9 protein-coding genes are annotated in these 12,309 nt (G+C 36.7%); 3 read left to right on the forward strand and 6 right to left on the reverse strand.

The genetic code is table 11. From position 1 onward, the window contains the following. Positions 1 to 13: 13 nt before the first annotated feature. From GMB86_RS15555 to GMB86_RS11330, 5 genes are all read right to left on the reverse strand, one after another. On the reverse strand, positions 14 to 169 hold the full coding sequence (locus GMB86_RS15555) for a hypothetical protein (protein ID WP_196220206.1): 156 nt from the start codon (positions 167 to 169) through the stop codon (positions 14 to 16). 275 nt (positions 170 to 444) lie between these two features. Continuing rightward, positions 445 to 969, reverse strand: coding sequence for a DUF2179 domain-containing protein (locus tag GMB86_RS11315; RefSeq protein WP_155219983.1), 525 nt, complete (start codon positions 967 to 969; stop codon positions 445 to 447). Between the two features lie 197 nt (positions 970 to 1,166). Continuing rightward, entirely contained in the window at positions 1,167 to 2,870 is a 1,704-nt protein-coding gene (locus GMB86_RS11320) for a terpene cyclase/mutase family protein (protein ID WP_329602900.1), read from the reverse strand. A 372-nt stretch (positions 2,871 to 3,242) separates the two neighbouring features. Beyond that, the gene (gene ilvA / locus GMB86_RS11325) at positions 3,243 to 4,502 is read right to left on the reverse strand and encodes a threonine ammonia-lyase IlvA (protein ID WP_155219986.1); all 1,260 of its coding nucleotides are present in this window, start codon (positions 4,500 to 4,502) and stop codon (positions 3,243 to 3,245) included. A gap of 444 nt (positions 4,503 to 4,946) precedes the next feature. Then, complete coding sequence (locus tag GMB86_RS11330; RefSeq protein ID WP_155219989.1) at positions 4,947 to 5,876, reverse strand: LCP family protein; 930 nt, start codon at positions 5,874 to 5,876, stop codon at positions 4,947 to 4,949. Between the two features lie 231 nt (positions 5,877 to 6,107). Between GMB86_RS11330 and GMB86_RS11335 the strand changes: the two genes are divergently transcribed. Beyond that, positions 6,108 to 7,316, forward strand: a complete 1,209-nt coding sequence (locus GMB86_RS11335; RefSeq protein WP_155219992.1) for an MFS transporter — start codon at positions 6,108 to 6,110, stop codon at positions 7,314 to 7,316. An 80-nt stretch (positions 7,317 to 7,396) separates the two neighbouring features. Here the strand turns inward: GMB86_RS11335 and GMB86_RS11340 are convergent, their stop codons facing one another. Beyond that, positions 7,397 to 8,317 (reverse strand): PhzF family phenazine biosynthesis isomerase, encoded by a 921-nt coding sequence (locus tag GMB86_RS11340; RefSeq protein ID WP_155219994.1) that lies wholly within the window; start codon positions 8,315 to 8,317, stop codon positions 7,397 to 7,399. A gap of 268 nt (positions 8,318 to 8,585) precedes the next feature. Between GMB86_RS11340 and pepF the strand changes: the two genes are divergently transcribed. Continuing rightward, on the forward strand, positions 8,586 to 10,388 hold the full coding sequence (pepF, locus tag GMB86_RS11345; protein WP_155219997.1) for an oligoendopeptidase F: 1,803 nt from the start codon (positions 8,586 to 8,588) through the stop codon (positions 10,386 to 10,388). 255 nt (positions 10,389 to 10,643) lie between these two features. Further along, on the forward strand, positions 10,644 to 12,260 hold the full coding sequence (locus tag GMB86_RS11350; RefSeq protein WP_155220000.1) for an ABC-F family ATP-binding cassette domain-containing protein: 1,617 nt from the start codon (positions 10,644 to 10,646) through the stop codon (positions 12,258 to 12,260). The last annotated feature ends 49 nt before the right edge of the window (positions 12,261 to 12,309 follow it).

Genomic DNA, 12,309 nt, shown 5'->3' on the forward strand with positions numbered 1-12,309 from the left:
ACGATTATAGATGTTAATTGACATAGCGTGATGAAAGTTTAATTTTTGATAATTTATTATTTAAATTAGCACGATCCCTCTTCATTTGATTCATTTTGTTTGAAACAACTTTTTTCCCATATCCTTTTGGAGCGGAGGCAATTAAAATAACGTTTTCTTTATTATTCATTGACCAGACCTCCTATTAATTTTTTTGCAAAATAGCAATACGTATACACTTTTGATTCAAGTATAGCAATAAATAAATGTTCTTGATAAGTCTGAAGTTTATATCAATGCTATTTGTTCATTCCCTTTTAATGATCGTTTATCAACCCATCAACATATCCTTACAGTTTAAAAAAAGTTAAAGAATAAATTATCGCATATTTTATATAGTATTCCGCCATGCATAGATCGTTGTTTGCTAAAAAAGTTTCTCTTTAGCGTTACCCAACCCGCGAGTTAATTTCTATTATGTTTCTTCAATCGAGCGAGTAAGAACCCACCTTTAAGTTGTCTTGGCTCATAAGATATAATGAAAGCCTTTGGTTCGAATTTTTCTATTGTAGCAAGCAATTCATTTTCTCTATTTCTTTTTGTCAAGATTTCCATTCTTATCCGATTACTATCTCTTCCTTCACCTGTAAAGATGGTTACTCCAAATCCATTTTTTCGAAGCATATTAATCAATTCAATATTTTTATTTTGCGTATTCACGATGACATTAATATAACCAATCGCGAGCTTCGTCTCAATCTTTGTACCTAAAATGATCCCTATACCGAATCCGACCGCATACACAAACATGGCTATAAAACTTTGATCTCCCCCAAATACAAGCGATAAGCCAAAAACATAAATCAACATCTCAACAATACCTAGAACCGCTGCGAGAGTTGTAATGTTTTTAACCAAAAAGATCGTTCGTAATGTATAAATAGGAACATATAGAAGTTGTAACAACAATATAAGTAGTATATTCAGCATATCTGTTCCTCCCCTTCTCCCTCTTCTAAATCAATACAACATTAACATATTCTAATGTAAACTTAAAATTTTGCAAGCCCAATAATTAACAATATAGTTATGACTAAAATGGCAATAAAAAAGAAGCTAGAATTGAATCCGCTTCTAAAGTAATTCTTATTCTATTTTCCTTTATGATTCTACTTTTTTGATCTACTTCATCCAAATTTTTTTTGATAATGACTTAACGCAAGAAGTGGCCAAATTAAGTCATAGCTATGGTAGTGAATGTAAAAAGCACCTGCCATTCCCTTCCCCTTCGGATAATGATGAACCCAATCCTCTTGTTCGTTGTTTGAGGTTAGAAAATCAATACCGTTTTTTATTTCAGGTGTCACGCGTTTTGATGCAGCAATTAGAGCGTCTATTGCCCAAGCTGTATGTGTACGAGTGCTTGTTTTAAGAGGGATATATCTTTTCTCCTTATCACTTCGGCAGGACTCCCCCCAACCACCATCCTTATTCTGAATCGAGAGGATCCATCTTAATGCTTTTTGAATGGCTGGGTGTTTTATATTGACACCGGCAGACACCATCCCGGTTACTGCAGCCCATGTTCCGTACAAGTAATATATCCCCCATCGTCCTGGCCAATATCCCGCGTCTTCTTGATGATCCAATAACCAGTTAATACCTTTTTGGATCACCGGGTGATGATGCTCTAATGTCGTAGACTCCCCCAAAAAATGCAACGTTCGTCCTGTCAGATCTGCAGACGAAGGATCAATCAAAATGTCCTGAGCCTCTTCGATGGGAAGCCAAGTCAGAAACTGTTTATCTACGTTTCTTTCAAAGGCTGGCCATCCCCCATCGTCATTCTGCATACTCATGATCCATTGAATACCAAGTTTCCATGATTGAAGGTAGTGATGATTCGTTTGTGCAGCCGATCGAAAGGCTCTAAGCGCAGCCGATGTATCATCTACATCTGGGTTCATTGTATTAATATGAGAAAAACCCCAGCCACCTGGTAAAGCACGAGAATTGTGAATAGCCCAATCACCGAATTTTGTATGCTGCCGACTAAGAAGATAGCGATTGGCTTTTTGAACCACTGCCTCTTGATGTCCAATACCCGCTTCTTGCAATGCATAGCTGATTAGGGTCGTATTCCATACATTGGCGGTTGTATATTGAACATGATGATCCCCATCAATCTTACAGACCATAGATTTTAATCCTTGTACCGCCTGTGTGATGATGGGATGTTCTTTCTTATAACCGCGAGCGAGCAGCGCAAAAATCATGAGAAAGGTCGAGCTAAAATAGCTCAAAAGAGTCCCATCAGGTTCAATTCGACCCATCATATATTGCTCGGCTTTACTTAAAGCTGCCTCGTGGGCTTCTTCTGGCAAGGACATTAAGGATTGAACGCCTTCCTTAACAAGATTCACAATCGATCGATAATCAGGATCATCAGTAAATAACACGTCCTCCCGACCTTCTAGTAAATCTGACAAGTCAGGTGCGTCGATTTTATTAATAGAATAGTTATAATCGGCCAACATCAGAATAGGGATAAAATTAGCTCTACTAAATACTGAGAGATCAAATAGATTAACAATGAAAGAGTTTGGGAGCAAGATAAATTCTATGGGGATTTGGATATTTTCGGGCCATTTATATTGCCCTGAAATAGCTAACATAATTTTTGTGAATGTATTAGCTTGGTGCAACCCACCTTTGGAAATAATGAATTTCCTGGCAAGCTGCATCTTTGGATCGTGTTTTAGCTTCAAACCAGAGAATAATAAAGCGTAATAGGCTTCAATTGTCGCTGATAGATTTCCATCTCCCTCATCATGAAAAAGCGTCCAAGAGCCATTTGCTCGTTGTTTTTGATAATTCGATTCGATAGAGATTGGATGAGCGTTTCATCCTCTTTCTCTAATAGTCTAAGTAAGATGATCATATAACAGTCAGTGACGATTCCCGTTTCAAAAGGATAGTCCCATGAACCATCCGGCAATTGATCTTTTTGAAAAAGGTTCATCAGCCGATTTATTTCTAATTTAATTTTTTGCATACTGAACGTATCCCCTCTTTAGAAAATAGCCTTCTATATCCATATTCTAAAGAGAGCGATCACATTCGCTATTTTACTTTTCATATCTAAGTAAAGTAATATTTGTTTTAAGAATTGAGTAGGTCTATTTGTTGCCTGAAAAGTGAGTAGATAGATAAAGAGATTTACCAAATGAAAATTTTCATTAGTAAATCTCTTTTGATTTATTTTATACGAGTAAATTAAATAATGTAGGGTCATTCGTTATTTCTTGATATTTTATACCATGCTCATTCATCCGTTCAATTAAATCGGTATAATCTTCTTTGTTCGCTAATTCTAATCCGACTAGTGCAGGACCTGTTTGTTTATTTGTTTTCTTAATATATTCAAAACGCGCAATATCGTCATTTGGTCCGAGGACATTATCCAAAAATTCTTTGAGTGCCCGAGGACGTTGTGGGAACTTAACGATGAAATAATGTTTTAACCCTTCATACACGAGCGAAAGTTCCTTTATTTCTTGCATTCTATCAATATCATTATTTCCACCACTTATGACGCAAACCACCGTCTTGCCTTTGATTTCCTCTTTATAAAAATCAAGAGCAGCAATTGGCAGTGCTCCTGCCGGTTCAGCCACAATTGCATTCTTTGAATATAAATCGAGTATGGCTGAACAAACTTTCCCTTCAGGCACTACAACAATATCATCAAGAACCTCTTGACAAATATCGTATGTAAGTTGACCCGGTTGTTTGACAGCAGCACCATCAACGAACTTATCAATTTTAGGCAAGGTGATGACTTTGCCTTGTTTCAAAGATTCGTGCATACAGGCAGCCCCTTTAGGTTCAACTCCTATAATTTGAGTTGTTGGGTTAATCCCTTTTAGATAGGTCCCTGTACCTGAAATTAATCCGCCTCCACCGATGGACATAAAAGCATAATCCACCGGTTGATCGATATCATTTAATACTTCAACTCCAATGGTCCCTTGCCCCGCAATGACGCCAGGATTGTCAAATGGGTGAATAAACGTCATATGATGTTGCTCACAATAGGAGACGGCTTCATGATACGAACTATCAAACGTATCACCAACTAAGATCACTTCAACGGCAGATCCACCAAAAAAACGTACCTGGTTGACTTTTTGTTTTGGTGTCGTACTAGGCATAAAAATAGCTGCTTTGATCCCTAATTTATGGCATGTATAAGCGACCCCTTGCGCATGGTTTCCAGCACTTGCACAAACAACGCCATTTTTATAGTCTTCTTCGGATAAACTTTGGATGCAGTTGTACGCACCGCGAATTTTAAAGGATCGCACAACTTGTAAATCTTCTCTTTTTAAATAAACATTGCAGTCATATTTCTCTGATAAGATGGTGTCACGTTGTAATGGTGTTTTTATGACAACATCTTTTAAAACATTATGAGCGACTAAGATATCTTCAATTCGAACAAGTTCCTTTACACTTTTCATCTCGTAATTTCTCCTTACCCTTTTCTTTTTCTACCATAATTAGTCTTTCATTTCTAAATCAATGGTCTTAATAAAAAATTATAACGCTATTTTCAATATTACGTAAGTCCTTTTTTATCCAAGTATCTTGAAAATGTTGGTAGGTATAATCGATATCCTCATTTCATAAGGGGTACAAAATTTAAAAAAGAAGTTATTGATATGTATGTACAACAGCGTCACCTTATGTTCGAATGTCTTACTACCGAGAAAAATGAATCAATAGGAAAAGAGCGTTCAATTGGTTGACGAAATCAACGAGCTCATAATTTGAGCATAATATGGATCTAACAAAAAAACGATTATTCAGATGAACAATCGTTTTTTTGTCTATTTTTATGAATTCTGCTCATTACCATCATGGTTCATTCATCACGTTAACATCGCTGTTAAATAATGAATTGACTAATCATTTAAAAAATCATGTAATGCCTGTTGATTTTTTTGTTGGTCAATTTGAAGTACCAGTCCGCTATCTACGGTTCTAACATTTTCATATGAATTAGCAACCGGCAAGGTTAAACGCTCGATTTCTTTTGGATGTTTAAATAAGAAGTCTTTGACTAATCCAATCCGATCAACGTTTCCTATATTGGTATGGATGTAGGGTTCAATGGTTCCAATCAATTTAGGTGCTTTAAGAACGCCATTTGTACTAATGAGCTCATCCGCTACTGTTTGTAGCACTTGTTGTTGACGCCTAACACGTCCGAAATCGCCTTCAGCATCGTGTCTAAATCGGGCATACCCAAGTAATTCTTTCCCATTTAACTTCTGCTCACCCTCATGTAATGTCACACCAATATTTTTACTCATATCTTTTTCTACGTTAATCTCTATCCCATTTGGTTCAAGTGTATCAATAATTTTTTCAAATCCTGTAAAATCAACCATGACGTAGTATTGGATATTTATATTAAATTCTTGCTTAAGCGTTTTTCTTAATAATTCAGGCCCGCCTAAGTAATAGGCTGTGTTTAATTTATATTCAGAGTACCCAGGTATGGGAACAAACATATCCCGCATTAACGAGACCATCTTGACTTTCCCATTATCCGGATTATATTGAGCAACCATCATAGAGTCCGTTCGAGACTTGGTTTCTCCTTTTCTTTTATCGATACCGAGTAAGAGGACGTTGACATTCCCATTCTTGTCTTTTTCACCATTAAATCTAATGTTTTCCTCACTTTTTGGTTCAGAAGTTTTTTTTCCATCATGATATTGAGCATAACCATAACCAAAAAAGATTAAGAAAAAAATTATAACGACGAGTAAAACGGCATACTTTTTCTTTAATCTTCTTCTTCGTTTGTTTTGTCGTAATTGCTGCATAGTAACCCCTATCTTCTCTTTGTTTTATTCCCAACTCGCTAAGTATATAAATTCGCCGTTCATATCGAATTTTTGTCGTAAAAGATAAGCTGATTCAATTTTGTGAAGAAAAATGTCGTTAAGATTGTATAATTAACCAAATGATGGTAAATCTTCACTTATCAGGAATAAAAAATATTTTTGAGGGACATTCTAACGACGTTAATATCAACTCATCGAGGAGGGACTCAGTTGGAAGATAAAAAGAAACTAGACCTTGCATCATTGGCTTCTATTCCACTCGTCATGACTTTAGGTAATTCTATGTTGATCCCCGTTTTACCAATGGCACAAAGAGAACTAGATATAACAAAGTTTCAATCGAGTCTAATTATAACGGTCTATTCCGTCGTTGCTATATTTTTTATACCTATAGCGGGATATCTTTCTGATCGGATCGGTCGAAAAAAGGTCATTATTCCTAGTCTTTTCATTTCAGGAATTGGTGGATTAATCTCTGGTCTTTGTGCCTGGTTCATCCCACATTCATATTGGTTGATTTTACTTGGACGATTTCTGCAAGGGATTGGGGCATCCGGTGCCTTTCCTGTCGCTATTCCTTTGGTAGGTGACATGTTCAAAAATCAAGATGACGTAAGTAGCGGATTAGGTGTTCTTGAAACATCAAACACATTTGGCAAAGTTCTTAGCCCAATATTGGGGGCTTTTTTAGCCAGTTTCATCTGGTACATCCCTTTATTAGCGATCCCTGTTTTGAGTTTCGCTTCTTTATTACTTGTTGCTTTTTTTGTCAAGTCACCCAAGGGCGAAAAGAAAGAAGTGGTTCCAGTAAAAAAATTCTTATCCGATATAAAAAAGATATTTAAGCAGAAATGGAAATGGATAAGTAGTGTATTTATGATTGGTGGCATCATCATGCTCATTTTATTTGGAACTTTATTTTACCTCTCTGATTTACTTGAAGAAAAAAATCATATTAATGGTATTAAAAAAGGGTTTGTACTTGCTATCCCCCTCTTTTCATTATCCCTTTGTTCTTTTATTACAGGTAAAAAAATTGGTGAAAATAAGGGATTAATGAAATGGTTAACTTTTAGCGGGATGGTCATTTTAATGGCGATGATGATCGTATTGAGTTTTAAACCTTCCCTTTATCTTTTTATTGGGTCCCTTTTTATTGCGGGTATTGGAATCGGTTTAACGCTTCCAAGTCTTGATGCTTTTATTACGGAAGGCATTGAAGAAGAAAACCGGGGAACCATCACGTGCTTATATAGTAGTATGCGTTTTATTGGCGTTGCCTTTGGTCCTCCTCTTTTCGCTTTTTTAATGACGTATTCTGTCAGATTAATGTTTTGGTTAAGTGCTTTATTTGCCCTTTTAGCCATTATTGCGACTTTGTTTTTTATTAGGCCCAGTAAAAACGAAATAAGTGACTGAAATGGAAGGTATGGCCATCCTAACATTCCTCTCTTTTGTAACGGTTGGTTACTGCTGCCTTTCCATATAGTATGAGAGAATTAGTTTTGCTTTTGGATCTGTCCTTGAATTAGACCTTGATCGATCTCCATTTGATTTACGTAAACGGCTGTTCCTGTGATGGTAACAACAGGTTTTTCATCTTGATGCTGAACTTGGACGACCACTTCTCCTCGTTTACCCATTTCTTGGCCTTGTTCAACGACTAACTTTTTACTTTTTCTAGGATGAATATAAGTTAAATAATAGGCTCCCATAACGCCAGAAGCTGTCCCTGTAACGGGATCTTCTTTGATTCCCGAGTAAGGTGACGAGAAGTGTCTGGCGTGCATGTTGCAATCATGACTATACGTTTCCAAACAAAATGGATGAATAGATACCTTTGGCATGTCTTGAAGTATGAAGGGAAAATGCGTGTTTTTAGGTTTCATTCTTTTAAATGCTTCAAGTCGTTTAATCGGGACTAAGAGTGTCCATGTGCCCGTACTTCCGTAAACAATGGGTAAAGATGAATCAATATCATTTTCTGTTAGGTCAAGTGACTTGGTTAAAGATTTAATGGATCCCCGAAATGGTTTAAATTTAGGCGGTCGTTGTTGCATGGTTACTTGAAGCTGACCAATACGATTTCGGTGAACTTTAATAGGCACTAATCCAGCCTTCGTTTCGATTAAGACTTCCTTTTTATGATCAATAATTTTTTTTGCATGAAGCGCGTAGACCATCGCAATTGTGGCATGTCCACACAGGTCTACCTCATGACCTGGTGTAAAATACCTTAATTTAAAATCAGCAACTTTTGAAGGAAGAAAGAACGCCGTCTCACTATACCCAACATATGTTGCGATATTTTGCATTTCAGTCTCACTGAGGTTAGCTGTTGTAATCACAATACCTGCTGGATTTCCTCTATTTGGTATATGACTAAATGCGTCATAATGATAAATCGTTATTTTCTTCAACGTAGTCTACCCCTTTATCTAAATAAAACATGTTCTTGGTTTTTATATCAGGTAATGTACCTTATACTATTCTCTAACATCTCATAAATGAAACATTTTTAGCCTGTATATCTTAAATGATAGAACTCCCTTTTTTTAAAATCAATAATTTAGAGAAATTGGTCTCTTTATAGAACTATCCCGTCTTTAGTTCTTTATATAACATTAAGTTTGCAAAAAAATCAGGATTAATAGAAAATATAGATATCTTAGGATGGGAGGAAAAAAGATGGCAACGACACGATTAAGACGAGATGAAGTTCCTGATATTGAAACCTGGGATCTATCTAAATTGATCCCTACTGACCAAGTGTTTAAAAATGAACTCAAAGAAATTCCACAAGCAGCCAAAAAGTTAATAAAATGGAAAGGAAAAGTTATACAGGATGCAAAAACACTCTTTGATGTTCTCGAAGCTTACACAAATTTAAAAATACGCCTTATTCATTTGGATACCTATGCTTCATTAAAACTTTTTGGTGATACGACGAATACGAAAAATCAAATGGACGAAGCTCAAGCAAATTCGGTTATAACCGAAGCCCAATCGGTATTAACGTTCATAGTTGATGAGCTCTATTCATTAGATGAGACTAGGATCCAGACATTTATCGATGAAGAACCTCAACTAAGGACGTATTCTATCTACCTAAACCGCCTTCTTGACTTGAAACCATATCGTTTAAGTGCAGAAACTGAACAGACTCTTGCCTCATTATCTGAAGTCCTGCAAGCTCCTTATTCCATTTATAAATATAGTAAATTAGCCGATATGCAATTCCAACCCGTGATAGACAGGGATGGTAATGAGCAACCGGTTTCATTTGCCTTATATGAAGGAAAATATGAAGCAAGCGATGATACCGTTTTACGTCGTAATGCCTATGACTCCTTTACCCAAACTCTTAATCAGTATAAACATACATTTGCGACGATTTATGCAACTGAAGTTAAAAAAGAAATCGCCTTGGCCAAGCTACGAGGCTACCAATCTGCGACCGAGGCACTCCTCAAACGCCAACATGTTACGAAAGAGATGTACGATAACCAATTAGACATTATTAGCCAAGAGCTAGCCCCCCATTATCGACGTTATGCTAGATTAAAACAAAACGTTCTCGGTCTTGATAAAATGACATTTCCGGATCTAAAAGCACCGCTTAGTACATATAATCCTCCCATATCCTTTGAAGAAAGTAAAAAATCTATCTTAGAAGCATTAGAAGTCATGGGAGCAGACTATTTGTCTATCATCAAACAAGCCTTTGATGAGCGATGGATTGACTACGCCGATAATATTGGAAAATCAACAGGTGGTTTTTGCTCCTCCCCATATGGTGCACCATCCTATATTCTTTTAACTTGGACGAATCAGATACGGAATATGTTTACTCTTGCACATGAATTAGGGCATTGTGGCCATTTTCAACTGTCCAACAAACATCAACACCTTGTCAATACAAGGGCATCAATGTATTTTATTGAAGCTCCCTCCACGTTGAATGAACTTATATTGACCCAACATTTAAGAAAAAGGGCAACAACTGATCAAATGAAGACATGGATTACAGACCAATTACTAGGCACCTATTACCATAATTTTGTCACGCATTTACTAGAAGGGGTTTATCAAAGGAAAGTGATGAACCATGCTGAAAAAGGAAACCCAATTAATGCGGATGTTTTGACAAAGTTTAAATTAGATACATTGAAAGACTTTTGGGGTGACTCTGTCGAAATTATGGACCGAGATGGACTAACCTGGATGCGCCAACCTCATTACTATATGGGGTTATACTCCTATACTTACTCTGCGGGATTAACAGTTGCTACGGTCGTCAGTCAACAATTTGAAGCGGAAGGTCAGGCGGCTGTTGACCGGTGGTTATCGGTTTTGAAATCTGGTGGATGCTTATCACCACAAGAGCTCATTGAAAAAGCCAATGTAGATATTTTAAATCCTGACACAATACGTCAAGCTGTAAGATACGTTGGCTCGCTGATAACGGAAGTTGAATCCTATTATTCTTAGAGAAGCAAAAATCACATTGACTAATGAAACATAGAGAGCTTAAATGCTCTCTTTTCCTATGTATCTAAAAATGGTTATAGCGATTAAATTCATAAGCAACCACGGCTCTCTAAAAAGACCTTAAACCCTCTTATAAATTTCCTTAAGATGACCTGCAGTTACAGATCAGAATCTCGTTTCCTTTTTCTAGCATTCCTATTTGCTATCTAAACATGGTATAATAAACGGAAATCACTTTTTTGGAGGAACTGCGTATTGATTACAGTAAATAATGTTGGGTTGCGTTATGGCGATCATAAGCTCTTTGAAGAGATCACTATTAAATTTAATCCAGGCAACTGTTATGGCCTCATAGGGGCAAATGGTGCTGGAAAATCAACATTTTTAAAAATATTATCAGGAGAAATTGAACCACAAACAGGTGACGTTCATATGACTCCAGGTGAGAGACTCGCTTTCTTAAAACAAGACCACTTCCAATATGAAGAACAGGTTGTTCTTGATGTTGTTATTATGGGCCATACAAGATTATATGAAGTCATGCAAGAAAAGAACGCCATTTACATGAAGCCTGATTTTTCAGATGAAGACGGTATGAGAGCCGCAGAACTTGAAGGGGAATTTGGTGAATTGAACGGATGGGAAGCCGAATCAGAAGCAGCCGTTCTATTAAATGGTTTAGGTATTTCTGATGACCTTCATTCTAAAAAAATGAATGAATTGACCGGTTCAGAAAAAGTAAAAGTCCTCTTAGCACAAGCTCTATTTGGCAAACCAGATATACTTCTTTTAGATGAACCGACGAACCACTTAGACAGTCGTGCCATTCAATGGCTAGAAGAATTTTTAATAAACTTTGAAAACACGGTTATTGTTGTCTCACACGACCGTTATTTCTTAAATAAAATCTGTACACATATTGCAGATCTGGATTTTGGTAAAATTCAAATCTATGTCGGGAATTATGATTTCTGGTATGAATCAAGTCAATTAGCTCAAAAATTGATGCAAGAATCAAATAAGAAAAAAGAAGAGAAAATCAAAGAACTTCAAGCCTTTGTTGCTCGGTTCAGTGCTAATGCCTCAAAATCCAAACAAGCTACTTCACGTAAGAAGTTACTTGATAAAATTACGCTCGATGATATTCAGCCTTCTTCACGCCGGTACCCTTTTATCCATTTCAAACCAGAACGCGAAATTGGAAATGATGTCCTCTTCGTCGAAGGCTTAACGAAAACAATTGACGGCGTTAAGGTTCTTGATAATCTCCATTTCACTCTTGGTCGTGAAGATAAAGTGGCCTTTGTAGGCCCGAATGAACTTGCCATTACGACTCTATTTAAAATCTTAGCGGGTGAACTTGAACCAGACAGTGGATCATTTAAATGGGGAGTCACGACAAAGCAGTCTTACTTTCCAAAAGACAACACCGCTTACTTTGAAAATAGTGATCTAACATTAGTCGATTGGCTTAGACAGTATTCGCCTGATGACCAAAGCGAAAGTTTCTTAAGAGGATTCTTAGGACGCATGTTATTCTCTGGTGAAGAAGCACTCAAAAAAGCGAAAGTTCTTTCTGGTGGCGAAAAAGTACGCTGCATGCTATCAAAAATGATGTTATCTGGCGCTAATGTATTAATGCTTGATGAACCAACGAACCACTTAGATCTCGAATCCATTACAGCTCTGAACGAAGGTCTAATCAACTATAAAGGTGTCCTTCTTTTTGCCTCACATGACCATCAATTTGTCCAATCGATGGCAACAAGAATTATGGAAATCACACCTCAAGGGTTAATTGATAAAGAATGCTCTTATGACGAGTATTTGGAAGATGCGGAATTACAAGAAAAAGTTAACAGTATGTATTAATTCTAAAACCATGTCTGTGTGAGATCTCACGTAGACATGGTTTTTTTTC

Source organism: Terrilactibacillus tamarindi (assembly GCF_009718825.1).
GTDB classification, from domain to species: domain Bacteria; phylum Bacillota; class Bacilli; order Bacillales; family Sporolactobacillaceae; genus Terrilactibacillus; species Terrilactibacillus tamarindi.